Below are 26150 nucleotides of genomic sequence, written 5' to 3'. Positions count from 1 at the left end.
GATTTGCCCCTTGTCCGCATAACGTGTACAAGAACAGACGGATAATGGAGGGATGGAGTATGCTGGCAGCCTCTGCCCATGCCGGGCAGGTTGTAACGATTCTGATCATGGCGGTAGCGCTAGGAATGGATGCGTTATCGCTGGGCGTAGGGATCGGCATGAAGGGGATACGCCTGCGAGACGTGCTGCGCATCAGTACTGTCATTGGCTTTTTTCATATTCTGATGCCATTACTGGGAATGTTCACAGGCCATTATATGAGTTCTTTATTAGGTCATGTGACGGCCTACTTCGCAGGGGGTCTACTCATCCTTTTGGGCGGGCATATGGTGTATAATTCCTTTAAAGGGGACGGCGTAAAGGTATTGGATCATCGTTCGCCTTTAGGCCTTTTGCTGTTTGCACTTGGGGTGAGCGTTGACTCATTTTCTGTAGGAGTGTCACTAGGTATGTTCCAGAGTGATTTGGTGCTGTCCGTTCTGGCGTTTGGTTTTTGCGGGGGGGCAATGGCGATGTTGGGTCTGCTGCTGGGTCGCAAGGTCAGCCGCAATCTAGGAGATTATGGAGAAGCAGTGGGTGGTGCCATTTTGTTGGCATTCGGCTTTATGTTTATGTTTTGATTTTAGCGTAGACAGTGTAAAATAAATGCAGGGTTATCGTAAAGGATTAGGATTATAGTAATCCTCTGTTTATATATTTTTTTAACATACGGGGGGTGAAAACGTTGAAGAATATCTTATTCGTATGCACAGGGAATACCTGTCGCAGTCCAATGGCTGAAGGGATGCTGCGTAAGTTGGCTGCTGAGCAGGGGCTAGAACTGGAAGTGCGTTCTGCGGGAGTAGCCGCGATGGAAGGCACGCCGATATCCCGACATGCAGAGGCGGTTCTACGTGATCACGATATATCCGATCAGATCACTTCAACCCCTTTGAGCGACGGGCTTGCCGGGTGGGCGCATCTGATCTTAACCTTGACGCAAGGACATAAACAGCACGTCATTCAGCGCTTTCCCCAAACGGCGGGCAAAGTATTTACACTTAAGGAATATGTGGAGAACCGGGATGCGGTGTTGAATGATCTACAGGAGTTGGATGGGTTATATGCTTCACAGCAGTTGATGGCTTCACTCGGACAAGAGCTATCGGCGCAGGAGCGTGAACGAATGATTGAATTACACCAACGGATTCCGGGCTTTGATATTTCAGATCCGTTTGGCGGTTCGCGAGAAGACTACGATGTCACAGCTGCAGAAATCCGTACGGCGCTGCATAAGCTGCTGGACAAGGTAAAGGCTTCTTCCGAATAAAATTGGTATTACTCATCTGTTTTGTACGGAATCTGTTGATTTTCGGCGGCTAATCCGTTAAGATAAGGTGGAAAAATGAGAATCCGATGTAACTGGCGACAAAAGTGGGATTAACCACGATGGAGCATCGGATATACGGCCGGTCGCCTGGGCAAAAGAGCAATTCCACATAGGTGTGGACTGCTCTTTTTTTCATATACAAGTTGAGCCAGATTGTTAGCTGAGAGTTGATTCCTTTAAAGGTTCTTCCATTTTTTCTGCTCGAAATCTGAAACATCGGCTATAATATAGTCAGATTGTGATCAGGAGAGAGTGTGTTGAACTTGGGGCATGAGACCGTGCCTAGTCTCTGAGAGGCTGTTCAACCAAAGGAGGTTCCAATAGTGGGACAATTGGATCATGAGATTTCGCTAGAAGCACAGACCACTTCTGTCGTGCGGGAAATCGCAGAAGCAGCCAGTCTCAAGGCTGGCCGCCTGCTGGTTATTGGCGTTAGCACAAGTGAAGTGGCTGGAAGTCGGATTGGTACGGCGGGAGCGCTCGATGTGGCTCAGCAACTGTTGACTGGAGTAGAGTACGTTCGCAGGGAGTATGGCTTTGATGTGGCGTTTCAATGCTGCGAGCATTTGAACCGAGCGCTGGTCGTTGAACGGGCTGTGCTGGAGCGATTGGGACTGATGGAGGTTGCAGCTGTTCCTGTTCGTACAGCAGGAGGCTCTATGGCCACCGTCGCCTATCGTTCTATGAGTGACGCGTGTTTGGCGGCGAACGTGCAGGCCCATGCCGGGATAGACATCGGCGAAACGCTGATTGGCATGCATCTGCGACCCATTGCTGTTCCATTTCGCCCAAGTCTTCGCTGGATTGGCGAAGCACGTGTGACAGCGGCATTCACCCGTCCTCCACTTATTGGTGGACAACGGGCAGTGTATAGTCTGGAGCAAGAAGTCGGCGGAAACTGCGATTAGCATTTGGCATGGCGGCATGTTTGTACTAATCTTTTTTGCATTGATGATGAGGTACCCAACAGAGGAGCAGGCGTTTGCTTGTATACCCAACAATTGACTATGGAGAGGGAGTAATCAATCATGATGGAACACCTACGTAAAAGTGACCCGGCAGTGATGGAAGCAATGGGACTTGAACTGAAACGACAACGCCACAATATCGAGCTAATCGCATCCGAGAACATTGTCAGTGAAGCAGTAATGGAAGCCATGGGCTCCGTGCTGACGAATAAATATGCTGAAGGTTATCCGAACAAACGCTACTATGGTGGCTGTGAACATGTAGATATCGTTGAAGACATCGCACGTGACCGCGCAAAAGAATTGTTCGGCGCCGAGCATGCTAACGTGCAGCCTCACTCTGGAGCACAAGCCAACATGGCGGTGTATCTGGCAGCTCTCAAACCTGGAGATACTGTACTGGGTATGAATCTGGCGCATGGTGGCCATTTAACACACGGAAGTCCGGTTAACGCTTCCGGCTTGTTGTATAACTTTGCTGCTTACGGTGTACGCGAAGACAACTTCCGCATCGACTACGATGAAGTGCGCAAGGCAGCCTTTAAGCACCGTCCTCGTCTGATTGTAGCTGGCGCGAGTGCATATCCGCGTACTATTGATTTTGAAGCTTTTGCTTCCATTGCCAATGATGTAGGCGCTCTGTTCATGGTGGATATGGCACATATCGCAGGTCTCGTGGCAGCGGGAATTCACCCAAGTCCAGTTCCGCATGCCCAATTTGTAACAACAACAACACACAAAACGCTGCGTGGTCCGCGTGGGGGTCTGATTCTGACTCGCAAAGCATGGGCGCAAGCGATTGATAAAGCTATTTTCCCTGGTACTCAAGGGGGGCCACTGATGCATGTGATCGCGTCTAAAGCGGTTGCTTTGGGTGAAGCGCTCCAGCCATCGTTCAAAACCTATGCGCAAAACGTAGTTCGCAACGCACAGGTGCTGGCTGAAACACTGCTGGCTGAGGGGATTAACATTGTATCCGGTGGTACGGATAACCATCTGATGCTGTTGGATACGCGCAATTTGAATATCACAGGTAAAGAAGCGGAGCATGTATTGGATTCGGTGGGCATCACGGTTAATAAAAATGCGATTCCTTTTGACCCGACCAGTCCATTCGTAACAAGCGGAATTCGTATTGGTACACCTGCTGCAACATCTCGTGGTATGGATGAAGAGGCTATGGTCAAAATCGGTAAAATCATTGCTGAAACCCTTAAAAACCCGAAAGATGATACTGTATTGTCCAAAGCAAGCCAAGCGGTTGGCGAGTTGACAGATAAGTTCCCGATTTATCCAGGAACTCAATACTAATTCATCGACATTCATAATATTTATGTTATAGGCTGTTTTCCTTCCGTAAGCCGGAGGAGAACAGTCTTTTTTTTTGCTTCCGAACGACTCGAAACATACATTTTTGGGTAATAAGCGATTACAGTAAGGGTTTATGCGCGCTATCCTTCATGATCGACGACAAAGGAGTGATTGCATTGAGTCAAAGAAAATCCGCGCAATTTTTGCAGCAACTCGTATTTGTAGGACCGATGGTGTTGTTTTTTGTCTTGATTATGGTCATTCCGTTCCTGCTGGGGCTGTATTATTCTATGACCAACTGGGATGGAGTATCTGAAAATATCCGATGGCTCGGACTGGGGAATTACATTCATATTTTTAGGGATGATCCAGATTTTCGTAATGCATTCTGGTTTACGGTCCGGTTTACCGTATGTGGTGTCGTTCTGACGAACCTGATTGGCTTTTTCCTAGCCTATGCACTTACCAAACCGTTGCGTACCCGTAATGCACTGCGAACTGTATTTTTTATGCCCAATATGATTGGCGGCTTGCTGCTCGGCTTTATCTGGCAATTTATATTTGTACGCGGCTTTTCTGCAGTAGGTGAGGCGACAGGGCTTTCTTTTTTTAAACTGCCGTGGCTGGGTGATGGGCCAACTGCTTTTTGGGGAACTGTCATTGTGTTTGTGTGGCAATATGCAGGTTATCTCATGGTTATTTACATATCGTCGTTAAATAATGTCCCGCATGCCCTTATTGAATCGGCACAAATCGACGGTGCGAGCCGAAGACAGATTCTGCGTCATATTGTAGTGCCACTTATTATGCCAGCGGTGACCGTCTGCTTGTTCCTGGCGATATCCTGGTCCTTTAAAGTATTTGAGTTGAATTTGGCTCTCACGAAGGGGGGACCTTTCAAGTCGACGGAGTCTGTAGCGTTGGACATATATAATGAAGCGTTTACAAATAATCGACTTGGATTGGGGACTGCCAAAGCTATGATTTTCTTTGTGGTCGTTGCAATCATAACCAGCATTCAGGTGCGTCTCACGAAGAAAAAGGAGGTCGAAATGTAATGGGAAAAACGTCAAACTATCGTTTGGGCACATGGGCTGCTGAAATAATGCTAATTGTGATCGGGTTAATCTTTCTGGTTCCGTTTTATTTTTTGCTCGTAAACTCCGTTAAATCCTTTGGCGACATTTTGGCCCATTCCGCTTCGTGGCCGACAACCTTCCGTTTTGAAAACTACTCTAACGCCTGGAATAAAATAAACTTTCCCACAGCACTGGGGAATTCACTGATTGTCACGATCGTCAGTAATGCGCTTTTGCTACTAATCAGCTCGATGGCCGCTTACCAGATGGTTCGGCATGACACTCGTTTTAACCGATTCCTGTTCGGTTTGCTTGTGGCTGCGATGGTGGTTCCCTTTCAATCGATTATGTTGCCGCTTATGGAAGTGTCCAACGTATTGAGCTTGAACAACAGTATACCGGGACTGATCTTATGTTATCTGGGTTTTGGAGCGCCTTTATCCGTTTTTCTTTTTCATGGCTTTATTAAAACGGTACCTATTGAGATCGAGCAGGCGGCAAGGGTGGACGGTTCATCCCGGTACGGGGTGTTCTTTCGCATCGTTTGTCCGCTGCTGCTGCCTATGTTCGTAACCGTGCTTATCTTGAATACCTTATGGATCTGGAATGACTATCTGTTGCCTTCGCTCATTTTGAATGATCCTGAGCTGCGTACCATTCCGATTGCAACCTATATGTTGTTTGGTCAGTACACCAAGCAATGGGACTTGGCGCTGCCAGCACTGGTGTTGGGGATCACGCCAATTGTTGTGTTTTTTCTGGTGATGCAAAAATACATCGTTTCTGGCATTGCAGCCGGTGCGGTCAAAGGCTGAAGGGAGAATAATCGATGAAAAAAACAGCGTTACTTGTCATCTCCTTGATGGTGCTGCTCGCATGTACACTTGCAGGTTGTGGAAATACGAAGGCTCAACAGAGTGAGACGAAAACGATACACATTTATCAATTCAAAGTAGAGATATCGGAACCGTTAAACAAGCTGAAGGCTGAATATGAAAAGACCCACCCTGGCATCAAGCTGGATATCCAATCTGTCGGTGGTGGTACGGACTACGGTGCTTCGTTGAAGGCTAAATTCGCATCAGGCGATCAGCCGGACATTTTTACAAATGAGGGCTACCAGGATCGGGATACGTGGTTGGAGTACTTGGAGGATTTGTCGGATCAGCCATGGGTGAAGGATCTGGACGATTTCGCTCGTAAGCCGATGACGGTTAACGGTAAGATTTATGGACAGCCTATGAACCTAGAAGGATTTGGATTTGTTTATAACAAGGATTTGTTTAAGAAAGCGGGCATAACCAAACTGCCTCAGACGATAGATGAACTTGAGGAAGCAGCCAAGCGACTGAAAGCGGCAGGGATTATACCTTTTGCTAACGGGTATGCGGAATGGTGGGTTCTGGGGAACCATTTTATCAATATCCCGTTTGCCAGACAGCCGAACCCGGAAAGTTATGTTGAGGATTTAAACAAAGGAACGGCTCGCATCCCCGGTAACCCCGTGTTCGATCAGTGGGTGAAGTTGCTTGACCTGACTATAAAATATGGGAACCGCAACCCACTCACGACGGATTACAATACACAAGTGACACTGTTTTCGACAGGTAAGGCTGCTATGATGCACCAGGGGAACTGGACGCAACCGCAAATGGATGGAATTAATCCTAACTTGAATTTGGGTATTCTGCCTACGCCTATAGACAATGATCCCTCCACAGGAGGTAGACTCGCGGTGGGAGTGGCCTCGAACTGGGTGATCAATAAAAATTCGCCTGTGAAGCAGGAGGCAAAAGAATTCCTCAATTGGTTGGTCACATCAGAAACAGGCAAGCATTATATTACCAAGGAGTTTAAGTTTGTTCCTGCCTTCAAAAGTATCACGTCCAGTGACGAGACGACAGGTGATCTAGGTGCAGAAATATCTCGACATGTGAGGGAAGGCAAGATATGGAGTTGGAACTTTCAACGCTTTCCGAAAGGGCTAAATCAGGATTTAAGCAGTAGTATGCAAGCCTATATTGCAGGGGTTATCACGAAGGACGAAATGCTTCAGCAATTTCAGGGAGCGTGGGATAATTTGAAGTATAGATAAAAGAATACCGCTGCATGAGGAAGCAAAGGCTATAGCATGGGCAGGAAGTTTAAAGCCAGCAGGCTTTGACGGTCAAGTGCCGTCAGGGCCTTTTTGATGTGGTTTTATGTGATGAAAGTCACACGTGAAGCGGTCCTATTAAGTATTTTACATGTCATATCTTTCCCTTGACAAAAGGTTACGGTGGCAGGTGTTAAATCAATCAAGGGAATGTTATAATAAACAGGATTTACAGGCACGCATTGCATCTGTGCTTATTTGGTTTGTGCAAATAGGTTACATAGATCCTTTCGACTCAGGATAGTTCGATATACTGGCGCGAAAGAACGTGACGATAATACCGGAGGGAATATATTATGGCGAAACTGGTGGTTTGCGATCACCCTTTGATCCAACACAAGCTTACATTTATCCGCGATGTGCGGACCAACACCAAGGATTTCCGCGAGCTGGTGGATGAAGTAGCAACATTGATGGCTTATGAAATTACACGGGATATCCCGCTGGAAAGCATTACGGTGCAGACACCGGTTGCTGAGACAGAAGGAAAAGTGATTTCAGGACGTATGCTGGGTCTTATTCCGATTCTGCGTGCAGGCTTGGGTATGCTGGATGGCGTAGTAAAGCTGCTGCCTGCAGCAAAGGTAGGCCATGTGGGACTGTTCCGCGATCCTGAGACGCTGCAACCCGTAGAATACTATACGAAGCTGCCTACAGATGTAACTGAGCGCGAATTGATCGTGATTGATCCGATGCTTGCAACGGGTGGCTCGGCAATTGCGGCGATTGATGTATTGAAAAAGAGAGGCTGTACTCAAATTAAAATGATGAATCTGATTGCTGCTCCTGAAGGAGTCAAAGCTGTGCAGGATGCGCATCCTGATGTAGACATCTATGTCGCTGCATTGGACGAGCGTCTGGATGATCATGGATACATCATTCCGGGTCTTGGCGACGCGGGAGACCGCTTGTACGGAACCAAGTAGACTGCCCATGGCGGTTCGGCAAAATCTATGGACGTTATGACAGGTCGTTTTTCTGAATAATGGAAGACCTGTGAAGCGGACATTTATTATGAAAAGGAGTTCAACAGAAAATGTCCAAAATCAAAGTGATGACAATTTTTGGTGTGCGTCCGGAGGCGATTAAGATGGCTCCTCTTATTTTGGAGCTTCAGCGTCACCCGGAGCATATCGAGTCCGTGGTATGCGTTACGGCTCAACATCGCCAGATGCTTGATCAGGTTCTGGAAGTTTTCAATATTCACCCCGACTATGATCTGGACGTAATGAAGGATCGCCAGACACTAAATGAAATCTCGATGCGGGTACTTCAAGGTCTGGAGCCTGTATTGCGTGAGGCCAAGCCCGATATCGTGTTAGTTCACGGTGATACGCTGACGACTTTCCTGGCCAGCTATGCAGCCTTTATGCAGCAGATTGAAGTAGGGCATGTGGAAGCGGGTTTGCGGACGTGGAACAAGCTTTCTCCATATCCTGAAGAAATGAACCGTCAGCTCACAGGCGTGCTGTCTGATCTGCATTTCTCGCCTACTTCTTTATCGGCTGGAAATTTGCGGAAGGAAAACAAGCCTGAATCGCGAATATATGTTACAGGCAATACAGTAACTGATGTATTTCAGTATACGGTTCGCCAGGATTACGAGCACCCTGTACTGGATTGGGCTCAGGGCAAACGCCTGATTCTCATGACAGCACATCGCCGGGAATCCCAAGGGGAACCGCATCGTCAGATTTTTAATGCGGTTAAGCGAATTGCGGATGAGTTTGAGGATATCGCTATTGTTTATCCGGTTCATCCGAGTCCCGCTGTGAAGGAACCTGCATTTGAGATTTTAGGCAATCATCCGCGTATTAAGCTGATTGATCCGCTGGATGTCGTGGATCTTCACAATTTTTATCCACATACACATCTGATCCTTACGGATTCCGGTGGGCTTCAGGAAGAAGCACCTTCGTTCGGAGTACCTGTTCTGGTGCTGCGTGATACGACTGAAAGACCGGAAGGAATTGAAGCGGGCACCTTGGAACTGGTGGGTACGAGTGAAGAGAACGTGTACAATCGGACCAAGGCACTTTTGACAGATTCCGCGTTGTACGAATCTATGAGCCAGGCAGCGAATCCTTACGGCGATGGACAAGCATCAGTAAGAATTGTCAATGCGATTTTGCACCATTATGGTGTTCAAACCGCACGTCCCGAAGAATTTCACACAATGTTCACAAAAGGTGTTCGTCCGATATAATTATTCTTTACAAGGCAAGCATACAGTTAAACTGTACGGTTACCAAGGGATACAGCAATTTAAGATGCTTTGTCGTTTGATTTTATACTTTAGGACGCTAAAATATCTCAATTGACAAAGCATCTTATATTTAAGTAAAATGGACTGGAATTGCAGGGGTGACATGGAAAAGTGGTCAAACCTTCCAAGCAAAACAACAACCGAAACAACACCGGAAATGCCTTTAAGGCTATAGGACTGGTGAGCGCGATCGGCATTGATTTGACGATATGCACACTGGGTGGTTTTTATGCCGGAAAATGGCTTGATGCCAAACTTGGTGGCTCCGGAATTTGGATTGGCGTAAGCGTTCTCGCAGGCTTGGTTGTAGGCGCATTAAGTATTGCCCTTGTGATCGGAAAGGTATTGAGGGATAACCATGAATGAGATGACCCGTATGCAAAAAATGTTATGGATCGTAGCGCTTGGTATTATGGCTCTGTGTTTCCTGGTCTCCGCCTTCATGCCCCAACATCGTGACATTGCTCACGGAATCATTCTGGGAACGGGAGTAAGCTGTCTAAATGTGCTGTATATGGCCTACAAAATTCGACAGGTTGCGAGTGCGGCCGCCGGTGAAAGAAAGAAGAGAGTGTTTGGTATTGGCTTTGGCGTTCGATTAGGGACCTCAATTTTGGCAGTGGTGCTGGCGATAGAATTTCCGGCCTATTTCCATGAGATCGCTGTAATGGCAAGCCTGGTGACTGGGCAATTTCTTCTGTTAATTATAGGCATCATATTCGCGCTTCAGGAAAAATGATGGCTCAACTGAGAAAGGGGTGAGAAAACATGTTGCATGAATCACCGATTATCCAATTGGGCGGGTTTAACATTGACTTGTCCGTCATTATTATGCTTATTGTGACTTGTGCGATTGTATTTGGACTGGCATTTGCTGCAACGCGCAATTTGTCTGTGGACAATCCAAGCAAGCTGCAAAATTTTATGGAATGGGTCGTAGAATTCGTTCAAGGACTGATTACCAGCACGATGGATTTGAAAAAAGGGAAGCCATTCCTCTCCTTGGGGATGACGCTGATCATGTTCATTTTCGTGGGGAATATGCTGGGCTTACCGTTCGGGATTGTGACCGAATTCGATAATGTGCAAAGTGCCCAAGTATTTGGACATGAAATCATTCCAGTCAAAGAAGCATTAGAACAAGCACAGGCGTCTCACCCGGGCGAAGCTGCCCATGTAGGCATCAGCTGGTGGAAATCACCTACGGCAGATGCAGGGGTATCTATTGGACTCGCTTTGATGATCTTTGTCCTGGTTCATTTCCTGGGGATCTTCCGCAATACCAAAGCTTACTTCAAGCATTACGTTCAGCCATTTCCATTCTTTTTGCCAATTAACTTGATTGAGCAGTTCTCAAAACTGTTGACACATGGTATGCGTCTGTTCGGTAATATTTTTGCCGGCGAAGTTTTGATCAGTGTTCTGCTGAAAATGACAGCACTTGGTGTGGGAGGTATGGTTGCTTCCGTATTGGGACTCGTGGTCTGGCAAGGATTCAGTATTTTTGTCGGCAGTATTCAAGCGTTCGTCTTCACCATTCTGACGTTTGTATACATTTCGCAGTCCATTGACACGCATGAAGAAGAGCATTAGACAAGCTTGTTTTCCGGTTTTTAGTTAAGTTCAGGAGTACGCTTCGCTCTTAACTGCAAATACATGTACAATACAAATACACATCACTAAGGAGGATTTTTAAAATGGGAGTTTGGGCATATATCGCAGCTGCAATCGCAGTAGGTTTGGGCGCTTTGGGCGCAGGTATTGGTAACGGTCTGATCGTAAGTAAAACAGTTGAAGGTATCGCTCGTCAGCCTGAAGCAAAAGCAACGTTGCAAACGGTAATGTTTATCGGTGTAGGTCTGGTCGAAGCCCTGCCAATCATCGGGGTCGTTCTGGCATTCATTTTCTACGCAGGTGCTTAATTGAATGGAAGCAAGGTTTGGCGGGGAAGGCACAGCCATCCGCGCCTTCTTTGTTCGTTTGAACATGAAAGATCCAGAACCGACGTTCACCGGAAAGGAGTGACTTCAATTGAGTTTTAATTGGACAAGTATCGTTTTCACTATCATTGCATTTTTGATCTTGTACTGGTTACTGACGCGTTATGCATTCGGCCCTCTCTTTTCCGTTATGGAGAAGCGCCGTCAGCTTGTATTGCAGCAAATGAATGAAGCGGCACAGACGCGTGAACAGGCTGCTGCTTATGTTGAGGAGCAAAAGCAGGCTCTCCAGCAGGCACGTAAGGAAGCGTACGACATTATTGAGCAGTCAAAACAAACAGGTAACAAGCAAGCGGAGCAAATTATTGTTCAGGCTAAAGACGAAGCTGTCCGCCTGAAAGACGAAGCTGTTCGTGAAATCACAAGCGAGCGTAATAAGGCGGTTGCCGAACTGCGCAGCGAAGTGGGTAAAGCTTCGGTACAAATTGCTTCCAAACTGATTCAAAAGGAAATCAAGGAAGACCAAGTCCAAGGAGAGCTTGTCGACCAATACCTTAAAGAGGTAGGAGGCAAAGCATGAGCCGGGATACGGTAGTTGCCAAACGGTATGCGAAAGCTTTGTTTGAAGTGGCAGAGCAAGAACAGACCATTATGGAAACCGAGCAGGAGCTACGTGCTTTTGTAGAGGCTGTATCGGGGGATGCTGAAATCCGTAAATTCATTAATTCTCCTAACATTACGGAAACGGTCAAGCTTCAAGTTCTAGCTAACAGTTTTGAAGGCAAGTTGTCTGCCTCGCTAATTAACACGATCAAGCTGTTGATTCAGCGTAGTAGAGCAGATTTGTTCGAATCTCTCCTTGCCGGATACCTCGATATTCAGGAATATAAGCTGGGACTTGCTCATGCAAAGGTTTATTCGACTTATGCTTTAAGTGATCAGGAAAAAACAGCGGTAGCCGAGCAATTCGGAGCCCGTGAACATAAAACAATCCGTGTGGAAAATATAGTGGACCCGAGTCTGCTGGGCGGATTGAAAGTGGTTATCGGCGATACACTGTACGACGGCAGTCTGGCCGGCAAGCTGGATCGTCTCGAGAAATCCTTTAACAGACGAGTATAGAAGATAGGGGTGAACACACTTGAGTATCAAACCTGAGGAAATCAGTTCATTGATTAAAAGTCAGATTGAACAATATAAAAATGATATCGAGGTCGTTGAAGTCGGCACTGTTGTTGAAGTCGGCGACGGTATTGCCCGCGTCTACGGACTGGAAAAAGTTATGGCCGGTGAATTGGTTGAATTCGACACTGGCGTATTGGGCTTGGCGCTCAACGTGGAAGAAAGTAATGTCGGTGTTGTTATTTTGGGTCAATTCTCCGACATTCGTGAAGGCGGTCAAGTAAAACGTACAGGTCAGATCATGCAGGTCCCTGTAGGGGAAGCACTGATCGGACGTGTAGTTAACCCACTGGGACAACCGGTAGACGGTAAAGGACCGATTGCTACAACAGAATTCCGTCCGGTTGAAAGTCAGGCTCCAGGTGTTATGGCCCGTAAATCGGTACATGAGCCTATGCAGACGGGGATTAAAGCTATTGATGCGATGGTTCCGATTGGTCGTGGTCAACGTGAGTTGATCATCGGTGACCGTCAAACAGGTAAAACTTCTATCGCAATCGATGCAATTTTGAACCAAAAAGGCAATGGCATGAAATGTATTTATGTCGCTATTGGTCAAAAACAATCCACGGTAGCTCAAGTTGTTGAAACATTGCGTCGTCACGGTGCGTTGGAATACACGATTGTCGTTACGGCATCTGCTTCCGAACCATCACCGTTGCTGTACATTGCTCCTTACTCTGGCTGCGCCATGGGTGAGTATTTCATGTACAAAGGCGAGCATGTCCTTGTTGTTTATGATGACTTGACTAAACAAGCGTCTGCTTACCGGGAACTGTCCCTGTTGCTGCGTCGTCCACCGGGTCGTGAAGCTTATCCGGGTGACGTTTTCTATCTTCACTCTCGCTTGCTGGAACGTGCAGCGAAGCTGAATGATGAGTTGGGCGGCGGATCACTTACCGCATTGCCGTTCATCGAGACACAGGCTTCCGACGTTTCTGCATATATCCCAACTAACGTTATTTCCATCACGGATGGACAGATCTTCCTGGAAGCTGACTTGTTCTATGCAGGGCAACGTCCAGCGATCAACGTAGGTATTTCCGTATCTCGTGTAGGTGGTTCTGCTCAGATTAAAGCAATGAAAAAGGTAGCAGGTTCCCTGCGTCTGGATCTTGCTCAATATCGTGAGCTTCAAGCGTTCTCCCAATTCGGGTCCGACTTGGATAAATCCACAAAAGCCCGTCTGGATCGCGGCGCACGCATGATGGAAATTCTGAAACAGGGTGTTAACCAACCGCTTGCTGTAGAGCAACAAGTAGTGAGCTTGTATACTGCTGTAAAAGGCTTCCTTGATGATATCCCTGTAGCGGATGTAAAACGTTTTGAAAAAGACTTCCTGTCTTTCATGGTGTCTGACCATCAGGACGTGCTTCAATCTATCCGCGACACGAAAGACTTGGTGGCTGATAACGAAGCGGCTTTGAAGGCGGCTATCGAGAAATTCAAAAAATCATTCGCCACGTCGGTTTAATACATTGGAATTTGCCTGTTTATGATGAAAGATGTCCTAAGGAAGCGTGCCCTCCGGGTTTTGGCTTCCTTGGCATGTTTTACCTTCAATAACAGGCCCTTTAACATATGTCCGACTGGATTTGAATCTTACGAAGTGCTTGGATTTGGCCCAAGCTAAGGGATTGCTTACGAAGTTAGCTTTGGCTTTGCCGAAGCTTGAAGGTGGTGAAATCATGGCAAAAGGTATGCGCGAGATTAAACGTCAGATTAAAAGTGTGCAGAGTACGAAACAGATCACGAAAGCGATGGAAATGGTCGCTGCATCCAAGCTGAGAAAAGCTCAGGAGAAAGCGGAGTCGGCTCGTCCTTACTCGGAAAAGCTTAAGGAAGTTGTGAGTAGCATTGCTTCTGGAGCGAATAACATCAAGCATCCAATGCTGGAAACGCGTCCGGTTAAAAAGACTGCTTATCTCATCATTACATCAGATCGTGGTCTGGCTGGTGGTTATAACGCCAATATTTTGCGACAGGTTACGCAGACGATTGCTGAACGTCACCATTCACAGGATGAATTTGTGATTTTCATCATTGGGCGAAAAGGGCGGGATTATTTCAGACGTCGTGAATTCCCTATCGCTGAATCGGTAACAGATCTGTCAGATACACCTGCTTTTGCAGATATCAAAACAATTGCAAGCAAGGCTGTACAAGGCTTTGAACTTAAAGAATTTGATGAGCTTTATCTATGCTATAACCGCTTTGTCAACGCATTGACTCAAATTCCAACAGTTGACCGTCTGTTACCAATGGCAACACCGGATTCAGCTACAGCTTCATCCTCAATTAACTATGAGTATGAGCCTTCACCAGAAGGAGTGCTGGAAGTATTGCTGCCGCGTTACGCGGAAACGCTCATTTACGGCGCTTTGCTGGATGGTAAAGCTAGTGAACTGGGAGCGAAGATGACGGCGATGGGATCTGCTACGAAGAATGCTTCCAAGTTAATTGGTGAGCTTTCCTTGACCTATAACCGTGCTCGTCAAGCGGCTATTACCCAGGAAATTACGGAGATCGTTGCAGGGGCAAGCGCTCAGTCTTAATCAGGCTTGTTGCGACTGTTTTATAGCATGTCTACACTATTATGATAAATTGCGGGCGCAAAACAAATCAGAGTGGTTTGGATTTGCGGCTGTGCAAGCTTGTAGGAGGGAAACCAAAAGATGAACAAAGGACGCGTAGTGAGCATCATGGGTCCGGTTGTTGACGTTGAGTTCGAACGTGGACAGCTTCCGGAAATCCTGAATGCCATTCATATTGGGACTGTGCTGGAGAGCGGAGTCAAAATTGACCTGACGCTCGAAGCTTCAAAACATCTAGGTGACAACCGTGTGCGTTGTATTGCCATGTCTTCCACAGATGGTCTGGTTCGTGGAGCTGAAGCCATAGATCTGGGAGCGCCTATTTCAGTACCTGTCGGCGAAGCTACTCTTGGACGCGTATTTAACGTACTTGGAACGCCAATTGATAATGGTGCTGATATGAGTGAAACGGCTAGAAATCCGATTCACCGTCAAGCTCCTTCTTTCGATGAGCTGACAACTCAAGCAGAGATGCTCGAAACAGGTATTAAAGTTATCGACTTGCTAGCTCCTTATGCCAAAGGTGGTAAAGTCGGATTGTTTGGTGGTGCTGGTGTAGGTAAAACCGTAACCATTCAAGAATTGATTAACAATATCGCTCAGGAGCATGGTGGTATTTCTGTATTTGCGGGTGTAGGTGAACGCACACGTGAAGGAAATGACTTGTATCATGAAATGAGAGATTCCGGCGTTATCAACAAAACAGCGATGGTGTTCGGACAAATGAACGAGCCTCCGGGTGCACGTTTGCGTGTAGCTCTCACAGGTCTGACGATGGCGGAATACTTCCGTGACCAAGAAGGCCGTGACGTGTTGCTCTTTATTGATAACATTTTCCGCTTTACTCAAGCGGGTTCTGAGGTTTCAGCCCTGTTGGGACGTATGCCTTCAGCAGTAGGTTACCAGCCTACGCTGGCTACTGAGATGGGTCAATTGCAAGAACGGATTACTTCTACTAAAAAAGGTTCTGTTACTTCCATTCAGGCGATCTATGTGCCTGCGGATGACTACACTGACCCGGCTCCTGCTACGACGTTTGCCCATTTGGATGCTACAACGAATCTGGAACGTAAAATTTCCGAAATGGGTATTTATCCGGCGGTTGATCCACTCGCATCAAGCTCCCGTATTTTGGCTCCAGACGTTGTGGGTGAAGAGCATTACAATGTAGCGCAAGGGGTAAAACAAATTTTGGCCCGCTACAATGAGCTTCAGGATATCATTGCGATCCTGGGTATGGACGAGCTGAGTGAAGAAGATAAAATGTTGGTAGCACGTGCACGTAAAATCCAGCGTTTCCTTTCTCAACCTTTCCACGTTGCCGAAGCATTTAACGGCTTCCCAGGTAAATATGTGCCAGTTAAAGAAACTGTACGAAGCTTCAAAGAAATTTTGGAAGGCAAGTATGACCATCTTCCAGAAGCGGCTTTCCTTTTTGTAGGAGCCATCGAAGAAGCAGTTGAAAAAGCTAAAACGTTGTAAACAACAGGCAAAGAATAGCCGAGCCTTACGAAGTGAGCTGTCTGCGGACAGCTTCCAGGAGGGATTCAAGTGAGCACGTATTTACTAGAGATTGTGACGCCGGAGCGCCTGGTCTATACAGAACAGGTAAACAGCATCAGTGTTCGCGGCTCGGAAGGCGATCTTGGGATTTTACCCGGACACCTTCCCTTGGTCACTCCCTTGAAGATTGCACCGATACGCATTAAAATCGGTGGTCAAACCGAAGTGATCGCGGTCAATGGGGGCTTTCTTGAAGTCCGCAAGGATAAAGTGGTCATTTTGGCTGAGAGTGCGGAACGTTCCGAAGAAATTGATGTGGAGCGTGCCCGTGCGGCAAGGGAGCGGGCAGAACTGCGGCTCCAGAGCAAACAGGAACAGATAGATCACCATCGGGCGGAAGTAGCTCTGCAACGGGCGCTTAACCGTTTAAATGCTACAAGCATCAGAACCAATAAGAATTAATATTGGATTTTAAGTGGAATTTTAAAAGGGTTCGGCATAGTATACGGATGGAACGACAAGGAGACCACTTCATAACTTCTGCCAAAGAATGTCCGGTAGAAGGTGAGGGAGAACCTTGCTTCCTTCGATCACTGTGATCGGGCCCTTTTTTAGCTGTTATTACCAAATGTACAGTCCTATTTCTTGCCCGGTTGCTAGGTATTTAGTACCTTTTAAATTCACGAAACAGAAGTGATTAATCACATTTTGTCGAAATAAATGTCCTAAAAGCAGAAATAGCACTGGCATATTAGGCGTTCGCCGAGTATTATAAAGAAGTCTGTGACGCAGATGGGAGGAATTATGGTTGAACGGGAAACAGCAATTGGCTGAACAGCTAAGTCAATCGGCGAGTATGACCGCGCTGATCTCCATGATCGTGTCGCTTATCTGTATAGCGTTAGCTTGGTGGGCTTTACAGAGCTTAAAGCTGGATTTGTTAATTCGGCAACCCAAAGGACCGCAGGGCAGATTGCTGCACTTGTTTCTTGCTATAATCTTGGGACAGTTGGTTTCTGGGTTCCTGTTGAGCTACATCTCTTGGAGCCAGATGCTCTAGAATTTGTTTTAACATGAAGTAGGCGGGTTATATGACCTTATGACTGTGTCTCTGCGGGAATTGTCGAATAACATCGCGTCATATTGTTAACAATGGTAAACAAAAGAACCATACATGTATAGCTGGCTGAATCAGTTAGAGTACAATGGTCATCAAGTACAAAAAACGCTTGTATACTTGTTTTAATCAGTGGTATGATGGCAGTTAGGGTATTAGTTAAACCTTGTTTTTTATGTAATGAAAAAGCAAGGCATGAAAATAGCGGAATATGTTCTTTTTTTCCAGAATGGAAAAGGGAAATGACGCGCGGAGGGAACCATAGATGAGCAAATTTATCGTCCGCGGTGGCAACAGATTGACCGGGAGTGTCAAAGTCAGCGGAGCCAAAAACTCAGTTCTGCCGATCATCGCCGCTTCTCTGCTAGGAGAAGAAGGAGAAAGTGTTATTATTGATGCACCTCCTCTAGACGATGTGATGACCATTAACAAAGTGCTGGAGTCCTTAGGAGCAGGCGTTACATACCAAGATGAGGTCATTCGTGTTGACGCGCGGAAGATAATTTCCTGTGAAGCCCCTTACGAGTGGGTTAGGAAAATGCGCGCATCATTCTTGGTTATGGGACCGCTGCTTACACGTTTGGGACGTACAAGAATCTCGCTTCCAGGGGGATGTGCAATCGGAACGCGACCAATTGATCAGCATTTAAAGGGGTTTGAGGCATTGGGCGCGGAGATTAGCCTGGGCCAAGGTTTTATTGAAGCTAAAAGTAACGGGCGTCTGCGTGGAGCTAAAGTTTATTTGGATGTAGCCAGCGTAGGAGCAACCGAGAATATTATGATGGCCGCTACTCTTGCTGAGGGCGTAACTACCATCGAGAATGCTGCTAAGGAACCTGAGATTGTTGATCTCGCAAATTTCCTGAATGGAATGGGTGCCAAAGTACGCGGTGCGGGCACGGGCGTTATTCGTATTGAAGGCGTCGAGAAGCTGCATGGTGTAAAACATACCGTCATTCCCGACCGGGTAGAAGCAGGTACTTATATGGTTGCTGCTGCGATCACAGGCGGGAACGTATATGTAGAAGGCGCAATATCCGATCATTTGGGACCGGTTATTTCCAAGATGGAAGAAATGGGTGTAACCATTCAACCTGATGAGAACGGAATTCGTGTCATTGCAGATAAGCCGTTAAAGGCTGTTGATGTTAAAACATTGCCTTATCCTGGTTTTCCTACCGATATGCAGTCTCAGATGATGGCACTTCAACTTGCCGCTGAAGGAACGAGCATTATTACGGAAACCGTGTTTGAAAATCGTTTCATGCATGTGGATGAATTTCATCTCATGAATGCCGAAATTAAGGTCGAAGGTCGTTCCGCCATTGTAACTGGTAATGCTAAGCTGACAGGTGCGAAAGTAACCTCTACAGATTTGCGTGCAGGTGCTGCGTTAATTCTGACCGGACTCATTGCGGAAGGTACAACGGAGGTATCCGGCGTACATCACATCGATCGCGGTTACGTTCATTTGGCTGAGAAGCTGACTGGATTGGGAGCGGACATTTACAGAGTGACCGTGGAAGAGTCCAAACTGGATCATTCACCCAGTACAGAGCGCGTAATGCCGGAAGAGACGTCGGGGAATCTGTTTAAGAAAATCCAGCCTTCCCTCGCCTAAGCCTTAACGTATGTAGCTTCATGTTGCATAAGTATATTCTTGAACAATAAGGAACCAAGTCCGAGAGGGCTTGGTTTTTTGTTGTTTACAGTCAGTCTTTTTCGTTCTTTCAGTTCTCTTAAAATGGTTCTATCAAAGTGGACGACTTCATATGATTGAAAATATCTGCTGGAGTATATCTGTACTTCCAGCCGGACACTTAGCCCTTTGATGGAGGTTTCAGCCTATGAAAGATTCACAGGTTCGCATCCGTATACCCATTCATCATCCTAAGGAACATTGCCAGACTTCACTTGCGGAGGAACGCTCTGGCTCTATAGCTACTTCGTTACAGAAAAATAAGCTTATGCAACAGCAGCCGGACACAAGAGGTACATTGCCGACTGGCGTCAAGCTCAATCGGCGTACAACAGCCGTGCCTTCCGCTGTGAACTCCGTTGATACGGCTCTGCCTATCGCTGGAGCAACGGCCCATGACACACGCGCTGCAACCCCGCTGCAAGTGACGCTGCCGCACCTGCGTCCATCCGCCGGGCGTACCCCGCGCTGGGGCAGCAGACGCCCATGGCTGCCATTCGCTGCCATGGCAGGGGTGCTGGTGCTTGCCATGGCTGTGCCCGCGCTAATGGCGTGGCCTCGCCAGACGGCGCAGCTGTTGCCGCCGAGCAGTCGCACGGCAGCGCCAGCCGCGCCTAGCGTGACGGCAAAGGGCGAGACGCCCGTCACGCGCTTGCCGGGCGTTCCGCCGATACCGGCGGTGCCGGCTGCTCCAGCGCGCAGCGTGCTGGTGGCGGCAGAGCCGGACGTGCGCGTGTACGTCACGTCTACCGGTCGCACGGAGACGTTACCGCTGGAGCAATACATTGTCGGCGTAGTAGCCGCCGAAATGCCGTCCAGCTTCGAGGGCGAGGCACTAAAAGCACAGGCTATTGCCGCGCGTACCTTCATTGCCCGACGTTTGCTTGCTGATGACACTAGCGGTGCGCCGGCGGGAGCAGATGTGACGGATACTGTTAAACATCAGGCTTATATCTCCAAAGCCAAACTTACTAGAGAATGGGGGCGTTCTGGTAAATCCGCAGAGCTGGCTAAAATTCAGCAGGCCGTACGCGACACCAAGGATACCATCATGGTATATGAGGGTAAGCCCATTACCGCTTCTTTTTTTTCTACTAGCAACGGCTATACCGAAAATTCAGAGGATGTATGGGCGAAGCCAGTACCCTATTTACGAAGTGTGTCAAGTCCATGGGACAAGCAGTTGGCCCCGCGTTATACAGATACCGTCACACTGAGCCGTCAGAGTGTGTTCGATAGATTGGGATTGAGTCGTACTGCAATTGCCGCCTCTACTGGAGGAGGAAGTATGCCAGAGATTCGTATACTCTCCAAGACGGAAGGACATCGCATCAAGAAGATTGAGGTTGGTGGCTCAATCTTTACAGGGCCGGAAATCCGTAACAAACTGGGGTTACGTTCGGCTGAGTTTACGTGGAAGGCTGAAGGGGATCGGATTGCTATAACAACCTATGGTTATGGTCACGGTGTTGGTATGAGTCAGTGGGGAGCCAATGGAATGGCCAAGGAAGGTCATACTGCCACTCAAATTCTCCTTCACTATTATACTGGCATTTCTTTTGCGCAAGCCTCTCGTATTCTAAGTTAGTAAATATTTCGAAACTTTGAAGTATAAAAGAGTTGCACCCGGTAACACTGGTTACTGAGGTGATGAGCAAATGAATGAACAAAATAAAAACCAGAACCAAAACCATGAAGAAACACCCAAAACCTTTCAGGGTGGAAGAGCTTCACGGCCGTCTTCGTGGAAAAAGCTGTTGTCCAAAAGGTGGGCATACCCGGCAGCCTACATTGCCGCAGCAGCCATTATACTAACCTTAGTGTGGGTCTATCAGGATGCCAGCCAGAAGTCTTTCAAACCTGACCCAGCTAGTCCATCGGTACAAAGCACAAGTGCAGTGAATACCGATGTTAACGGACAACAGCCAGAAAGCGTGGAAGTAGTTGCCCAGTCGGAAAATATCGCATGGCCAGTGGCAGAAGCTGGCGCAGTACAGGTCGTAAAGCCGTTCTTTGATGAGAACGCAACAGCTGATGAGCAGGCGGCAGCTATGGTAGAGTACGATAAAACATTTACCGCTAACACTGGAATTGATCTTTCCCGGGCCGACGATCAGGCGTTTGAAGTGAGAGCCGCCCTGAGTGGCAAAGTATCTCGTGTAGAACAACATCCGCTGGTAGGTAATGTCGTAGAAATCACGCATGATAATAATCTCAAAACGGTGTACCAAAGCTTGAGTGATCTGAAAGTAAAAGAAGGCGATCAAGTGAAACAAAACGATGTGATTGCTTTAGCGGGTCGTAACGAGCTTGAGAAGGATTTGAAAACACATCTGCATTTTGAAGTGTATCAGGATGACAAGCCGGTGAATCCAGCAGGTCTGCTTCCTAAAAAATAAATTTGGTCATGGCTTTGCATGCAAAGCGGGGAATCCATATTCCCTGCTTTTTTCTTTTGTAGTTTTTGTGCATAAGGTAAACATAAGCTGCTTTTGCCAAATAAATAGGCCTTCCGAAGCATGTCTTCCCGCCAAACCGCGAATATATAGGCACGCTCCTCATATAATGTACCAAACTATCCACAGTAGGGAGGCGGGAGCGTGCACGATTACATCAAGGAACGGACCATCAAAATCGGTCGCTGTATCGTGGAAACAAGGAATACGGTCCGTACGATTGCCAAGGAATTTGGTGTCTCCAAGAGCACGGTGCATAAAGATCTGACCGAACGGCTGCCTGAAATCAACCCGGATCTTGCCGATCAGGTGAAGCACATTCTCGAATACCATAAATCCATCCGCCATCTGAGGGGAGGAGAAGCGACGAAAATTAAGTACAAAAAAACGAGTGGCAAACGAAGGGAGATCCTCGTTTCCGGTAAGTCCTAAAAATATATACTGAATTGGCTGGCAAAGCCATTGAATCAACCCCCTGAAGTATGATATGTTAAAAGATGGTACAAGACGAAAAATGACATGTAACCGTAGGTTTATACATATATTTGCCGCTTCTTGTCGAATCTTAGCTTTTAAAATATCACTTTGGGGGCCTTTTTAATATGTTCAGTAATGATATCGGTATCGACCTCGGTACGGCCAACGTGCTTATCCACGTCAAAGGGAAGGGGGTTGTTCTTGACGAACCTTCCGTTGTCGCGATAGAAAGCGATACAAAAAGAGTTCTGGCTGTCGGAGAGGAAGCGCGCCGTATGGTGGGACGTACTCCTGGTAATATCATAGCCATCCGTCCATTACGTGATGGTGTCATCGCCGATTTTGAAGTAACAGAAGCGATGTTAAAATATTTTATCAATCGGGTAGGGGGAAAAAGCTGGTACAGCCACCCTCGTATTCTAATTTGTGCGCCGACGAACATTACCTCAGTGGAGCAAAAAGCGATTCGTGAAGCGGCGGAGCGTAGCGGGGCCAAGGAAGTATTTTTGGAGGAAGAACCAAAAGCGGCTGCCATCGGGGCAGGAATGGATATTTTTGAGCCTAGCGGCAACATGGTAGTGGATATTGGTGGCGGAACGACTGACGTTGCAGTCCTCTCTATGGGGGATGTCGTAACAGCTTCTTCCATTAAAATGGCAGGGGACAAATTTGATACAGCCATCATGAAATATGTAAAAACGAAGTACAAGCTTTTGATCGGGGAACGTACGGCTGAGGATATCAAGATTGCTATCGGAACCGTGCATCCGAGCGGACGGCGTGCAGAAATGGACATCCGTGGACGGGATATGGTATCCGGATTGCCCAAAACGTTAAGTATTTCTGCGGATGAAGTGCAGGATGCGCTTAGAGATCCTGTGTCGGCGATTGTTGCTGCGGCCAAGTTTGTATTGGAGCAGACCCCACCGGAACTGTCAGCTGATATTATTGACCGTGGTGTTATTTTGACTGGTGGCGGTGCCTTGCTTAGTGGATTGGACGAGCTGCTTGCTGAAGAGCTGCGTGTTCCGGTACTGGTTGCCGAAGATCCGATGCATTGTGTCGTTAAAGGTACAGGAATTATGCTGGATAATTTAGATCATGTGGTTAAGAAAAAGTTCTAATCTGCCGATAGTGACTATAAGAGACTCGTGTGCGGTCAGACAGGTTGCCTAGCATTTGGGCTTTCGTGCCTCCGCGCGAGCATATGATTTTAGCAGAGTATAGGATTGGGGTGCACGATACATGTTGAGAGGTTTATATACTGCGGCCGCCGGATTGATGACACAACAACGACGCCATGACACCGTGACGCAAAATATTGCTAATATGAATACGACGGGATACAAACAGGAGAACAGTGTTCAGCGTTCTTTCCCCGAAATGCTTATTTCCATGACGGGTGGTAACCCTGATAACCCGGACCGTACGGTCGGCAAGCTCAATACTGGCGTTTTTGCTGAGGAAAGCCTCTCCCCTTACATTCAGGGAGCATTAAAGGACAGTGGACAAGCGACGGATTTCGCGATACAGTCCAATATTAATGTGAACGACCCAGCTACTGGTCAACCTATGGCTTTTGATCAGTCAGGGAAATTCATCAATGCTAACGGTGAAGTCACCTACCGTCCAGAAGCGTTTTTTACGGTGCGGGACAGTAATGGTAACGTTCGTTATACACGTGATGGACATTTTCAAGTAAATGGAGCAGGAGCATTGCTTTCATCGACTGGCTCAGCGGTGCTGGATACGAATGGAAAGCCAATTCAATTGACGGGGGCTGTCTCAGCGCTTAAAGTAAATGAGCGGGGCGAATTGGTAGATAGCCAGTCCAACCAGACGTTAGGGACGACGCTCGGTATTAGTGTCATTGATCGTCCGTACCAGCTCGTTCGTGAGGGCAATGGAAATTTCCGCCTGAATGATACGGACGGTGCTACAGCTAGAATGATGACCGCTAATGACGCTGTATCCGTTCGTCAAGGTTATCTGGAGGTATCTAATGTAGATGCTTCACAGTCGATGGTGGATATGATGGCTGCGTTAAGAGCGTATGAGGCGAATCAGAAGGTAATTCAATTTTATGATAAAAGCTTGGACAAGGCCGTTAATGAAGTAGGCCGTGTATAACAGGGGGTAAGTGATGAACAACTCCATGATTGGCGCAATGGTATCTATGGCCAGTGTGCAGCAGCGTTTGGATTTAATTGCCGATAATATTGCTAATATCAATACAGTTGGTTATAAGAGTAAACAGGGTTCCTTTGAAGATGTATTGGCCAATGTGCAGCAACAGCCTTCAACGTATCTCCAAAATGGACGAGCCATGCCGCTCGGCTATAATTTGGGCTATGGAGTTAAAACGGCCGCAATCATGAAAAATATGGAACAAGGTCCGCTCAAGGAGACGGGACTTCCTACCGATCTGGCGATTCAAGGTAATGCCATGTTTGAAGTCCAGGGAAATGGGCAAAAAGCTTGGACCCGTGACGGTAGCTTTCATTTTGTTCCTGATCCGAATGATAGTGCGACGATGATGTTGACCACTGCCGAAGGTTACTCCGTGCTAGATAACAATGATGTTCCTGTGACTGCTCCAGCGGGTTCCAAGGTGGCTATTAACTCGGATGGCGAATTGCTGATTCGTGCTAATGGAATTGGGGACCCGACAGTTGGTCAGAGAATCAAGCTAATGGATGTACAGCGTCCAGAAGGACTGGAACAGCGGGATGATAACCTGTTCGTGTTGTTGAATGGTGTAACAGAGGCAAATGTATTCGGAGCTGCAGGTGTGGCAGGTGCTGTTCCAGCGGACGTATCTGTGCGTTCCGGTTATCTTGAGGAATCTAATGTGGATTTAGCGGGCGAAATGACGGATATGATGCAAGTTCAGCGGATGTATCAAATGGCGGCACGGGCACTAACTTCTAGCGATACGATGATGAACCTGGCCAATAATCTGAGGGCATAAGGATTTGGTGATGAAAGAAGAACAATCTGATTCCCGTCCGGTGCCTGAAAAGACGAAGTCCCGCTGGCGTACTGCTCGTTATTTCATAGTTCCGTTGCTGCTCCTGTTATCGCTGTTAGGCGGCTTAATTGCAGGATATGTAATTGTAGGTAAGCAAGGGCTGTCAGGCGTGTTCGAGTGGAAAACCTGGCAGCATGTCATTGATCTTATATTTGCGCCTTAGTTTACTTTAAAAGAGTGGGGTGGCGGGAAAAGACCGCTCCGCGTGCAGATTGTTCTTCCGATTGCTGTTATCCCCAGATTCCTTTTGGTTTTAAAACATTGGAGGTTTGAATCCGGGGATAAAGGCAAACGCTGCGCTTCTTCAGAACAATTCTGCCCGCTCCGCTGCTACCCGCCATCAGGGTCACTTTTATTAAAATAAACCACCCGCAATTTGTGTGGATAGTATATAACAAAACCCTGTGCCAGTGGCGCAGGGTTTTGTTATGCTTTTAAGGGAGGGGCCTCCAGCGTAGCACGCATGGATTGTGGCCAATGAAGGCCATCGCAGAGGCCTTCGGTTTTGTTTCACCCTTCACGACAAGCGAGCATTATTGAAGCGAGCTTTCTTTTTGAGCCAAAAGTAACTCGGCGGAGGGGTTTATTTGAATCTGGAGAAGCGATAGCGTTCGCCTTTGCCCCTAAATTTTAACCTTGCAGGTTTTATAAAATGAAAAAATTTAGGGGCAACAGCGATCGGAAGATCAAATAAATCACGTAGCCCTTCCCCCCTTGGCTCAATTGAATCTCCGCTTCACCCCATAATAGGAGCACCCAATATGGTACTTCCGCGTAATTTTCTTTTTGCATCTGATAACTGTATAATGATGGGGAAGTTTATAACACTGCGGGGTAAAACCAAGCACGGGCAAAAGGGCTTCTTCGCGCCTCAGGTTGCATAACCGGCGGAAAAAGCCCCTTATCTCAACCTCCACTTCTGCAGTAGGTGAAGGATATCTAACATTGTTGCCGTTATGAGCTGTTTTTATGCAGCGTAAGCGGGGTAATATTATGCTTGCAG

Annotated in this window: 28 protein-coding genes and 1 riboswitch; all 28 genes read left to right on the top strand. The window is 47.3% G+C overall.

The window, feature by feature from the left end; translation table 11 throughout:
• Positions 1-59 precede the first annotated feature (59 nt).
• Positions 60-620, top strand: coding sequence for a manganese efflux pump MntP (locus NLX78_RS12105; protein WP_254350519.1), 561 nt, complete (start codon positions 60-62; stop codon positions 618-620).
• Between the two features lie 104 nt (positions 621-724).
• Entirely contained in the window at positions 725-1309 is a 585-nt protein-coding gene (locus NLX78_RS12100) for a low molecular weight protein arginine phosphatase (RefSeq protein ID WP_254350518.1), read from the top strand.
• 78 nt (positions 1310-1387) lie between these two features.
• A riboswitch (ZMP/ZTP riboswitch) is annotated at positions 1388-1469 on the top strand.
• 220 nt (positions 1470-1689) lie between these two features.
• Positions 1690-2277 (top strand): TIGR01440 family protein, encoded by a 588-nt coding sequence (locus NLX78_RS12095; protein WP_069290546.1) that lies wholly within the window; start codon positions 1690-1692, stop codon positions 2275-2277.
• Positions 2278-2397: 120 nt separating this feature from the next.
• Entirely contained in the window at positions 2398-3648 is a 1251-nt protein-coding gene (locus NLX78_RS12090; RefSeq protein WP_013312336.1) for a serine hydroxymethyltransferase, read from the top strand.
• Between the two features lie 176 nt (positions 3649-3824).
• Positions 3825-4706 (top strand): carbohydrate ABC transporter permease, encoded by an 882-nt coding sequence (locus NLX78_RS12085; protein WP_254350517.1) that lies wholly within the window; start codon positions 3825-3827, stop codon positions 4704-4706.
• Positions 4706-5542, top strand: coding sequence for a carbohydrate ABC transporter permease (locus NLX78_RS12080; RefSeq protein WP_254350516.1), 837 nt, complete (start codon positions 4706-4708; stop codon positions 5540-5542). Before NLX78_RS12085 ends, NLX78_RS12080 begins: the two co-directional genes overlap by 1 nt.
• A 14-nt stretch (positions 5543-5556) precedes the next feature.
• A complete protein-coding gene (locus NLX78_RS12075; protein ID WP_254350515.1) occupies positions 5557-6822 on the top strand; it encodes an ABC transporter substrate-binding protein in 1266 nt (421 codons plus the stop codon).
• 356 nt (positions 6823-7178) lie between these two features.
• A complete protein-coding gene (gene upp, locus NLX78_RS12070) occupies positions 7179-7808 on the top strand; it encodes a uracil phosphoribosyltransferase (RefSeq protein WP_013312332.1) in 630 nt (209 codons plus the stop codon).
• A gap of 110 nt (positions 7809-7918) precedes the next feature.
• A complete protein-coding gene (wecB, locus tag NLX78_RS12065; protein WP_254350514.1) occupies positions 7919-9088 on the top strand; it encodes a non-hydrolyzing UDP-N-acetylglucosamine 2-epimerase in 1170 nt (389 codons plus the stop codon).
• Between the two features lie 171 nt (positions 9089-9259).
• Positions 9260-9514, top strand: coding sequence for an AtpZ/AtpI family protein (locus tag NLX78_RS12060; RefSeq protein ID WP_254350513.1), 255 nt, complete (start codon positions 9260-9262; stop codon positions 9512-9514).
• Positions 9507-9887 carry an ATP synthase subunit I gene (locus NLX78_RS12055; RefSeq protein WP_013312329.1) on the top strand — a complete coding sequence of 127 codons (381 nt, stop codon included), beginning with the start codon at positions 9507-9509 and terminating at the stop codon, positions 9885-9887. Before NLX78_RS12060 ends, NLX78_RS12055 begins: the two co-directional genes overlap by 8 nt.
• Before the next feature lie 29 nt (positions 9888-9916).
• Complete coding sequence (atpB, locus tag NLX78_RS12050; protein ID WP_069290543.1) at positions 9917-10741, top strand: F0F1 ATP synthase subunit A; 825 nt, start codon at positions 9917-9919, stop codon at positions 10739-10741.
• A gap of 104 nt (positions 10742-10845) precedes the next feature.
• Positions 10846-11070, top strand: coding sequence for a F0F1 ATP synthase subunit C (gene atpE, locus NLX78_RS12045; RefSeq protein WP_007432750.1), 225 nt, complete (start codon positions 10846-10848; stop codon positions 11068-11070).
• 109 nt (positions 11071-11179) lie between these two features.
• Entirely contained in the window at positions 11180-11668 is a 489-nt protein-coding gene (gene atpF, locus NLX78_RS12040; protein ID WP_069290542.1) for a F0F1 ATP synthase subunit B, read from the top strand.
• Positions 11665-12210 (top strand): F0F1 ATP synthase subunit delta, encoded by a 546-nt coding sequence (locus NLX78_RS12035; RefSeq protein WP_061832042.1) that lies wholly within the window; start codon positions 11665-11667, stop codon positions 12208-12210. The genes atpF and NLX78_RS12035 overlap by 4 nt, the downstream gene beginning before the upstream one ends.
• Positions 12211-12229: 19 nt before the next feature.
• On the top strand, positions 12230-13744 hold the full coding sequence (gene atpA / locus NLX78_RS12030; protein WP_013312325.1) for a F0F1 ATP synthase subunit alpha: 1515 nt from the start codon (positions 12230-12232) through the stop codon (positions 13742-13744).
• 214 nt (positions 13745-13958) lie between these two features.
• Complete coding sequence (gene atpG, locus NLX78_RS12025; RefSeq protein WP_254350583.1) at positions 13959-14825, top strand: ATP synthase F1 subunit gamma; 867 nt, start codon at positions 13959-13961, stop codon at positions 14823-14825.
• 120 nt (positions 14826-14945) lie between these two features.
• Positions 14946-16346 carry a F0F1 ATP synthase subunit beta gene (atpD, locus tag NLX78_RS12020; protein ID WP_013312323.1) on the top strand — a complete coding sequence of 467 codons (1401 nt, stop codon included), beginning with the start codon at positions 14946-14948 and terminating at the stop codon, positions 16344-16346.
• Between the two features lie 69 nt (positions 16347-16415).
• The gene (locus NLX78_RS12015; RefSeq protein ID WP_013312322.1) at positions 16416-16829 is read left to right on the top strand and encodes a F0F1 ATP synthase subunit epsilon; all 414 of its coding nucleotides are present in this window, start codon (positions 16416-16418) and stop codon (positions 16827-16829) included.
• Between the two features lie 346 nt (positions 16830-17175).
• Complete coding sequence (locus NLX78_RS12010; protein ID WP_013373430.1) at positions 17176-17427, top strand: DUF1146 family protein; 252 nt, start codon at positions 17176-17178, stop codon at positions 17425-17427.
• 322 nt (positions 17428-17749) lie between these two features.
• Complete coding sequence (murA, locus tag NLX78_RS12005; RefSeq protein WP_013312320.1) at positions 17750-19105, top strand: UDP-N-acetylglucosamine 1-carboxyvinyltransferase; 1356 nt, start codon at positions 17750-17752, stop codon at positions 19103-19105.
• A 226-nt stretch (positions 19106-19331) separates the two neighbouring features.
• Positions 19332-20771: a stage II sporulation protein D gene (gene spoIID / locus NLX78_RS12000; RefSeq protein ID WP_254350512.1), complete on the top strand. Its 1440-nt coding sequence runs from the start codon at positions 19332-19334 to the stop codon at positions 20769-20771.
• Between the two features lie 70 nt (positions 20772-20841).
• A complete protein-coding gene (locus NLX78_RS11995; protein WP_254350511.1) occupies positions 20842-21582 on the top strand; it encodes a M23 family metallopeptidase in 741 nt (246 codons plus the stop codon).
• A gap of 201 nt (positions 21583-21783) precedes the next feature.
• Positions 21784-22071: a sporulation transcriptional regulator SpoIIID gene (gene spoIIID, locus NLX78_RS11990; RefSeq protein ID WP_007432737.1), complete on the top strand. Its 288-nt coding sequence runs from the start codon at positions 21784-21786 to the stop codon at positions 22069-22071.
• A 170-nt stretch (positions 22072-22241) separates the two neighbouring features.
• Positions 22242-23240: a rod shape-determining protein gene (gene mreB, locus NLX78_RS11985; protein ID WP_023990703.1), complete on the top strand. Its 999-nt coding sequence runs from the start codon at positions 22242-22244 to the stop codon at positions 23238-23240.
• A gap of 121 nt (positions 23241-23361) precedes the next feature.
• Positions 23362-24246: a flagellar hook-basal body protein gene (locus NLX78_RS11980; RefSeq protein WP_254350510.1), complete on the top strand. Its 885-nt coding sequence runs from the start codon at positions 23362-23364 to the stop codon at positions 24244-24246.
• 13 nt (positions 24247-24259) lie between these two features.
• On the top strand, positions 24260-25087 hold the full coding sequence (locus NLX78_RS11975) for a flagellar hook-basal body protein (protein WP_235306515.1): 828 nt from the start codon (positions 24260-24262) through the stop codon (positions 25085-25087).
• A 10-nt stretch (positions 25088-25097) separates the two neighbouring features.
• Positions 25098-25310, top strand: a complete 213-nt coding sequence (locus NLX78_RS11970; RefSeq protein WP_061831651.1) for a DNA-directed RNA polymerase subunit beta — start codon at positions 25098-25100, stop codon at positions 25308-25310.
• Positions 25311-26150: the final 840 nt, after the last annotated feature.

It is taken from the genome of Paenibacillus sp. Lou8.1, assembly GCF_024213565.1.
Classification (GTDB): Bacteria; Bacillota; Bacilli; order Paenibacillales; family Paenibacillaceae; genus Paenibacillus; species Paenibacillus polymyxa_B.
Note: the sequence above shows the minus strand (reverse complement) of the source record. Positions and strands in the feature narration are given on the sequence as shown.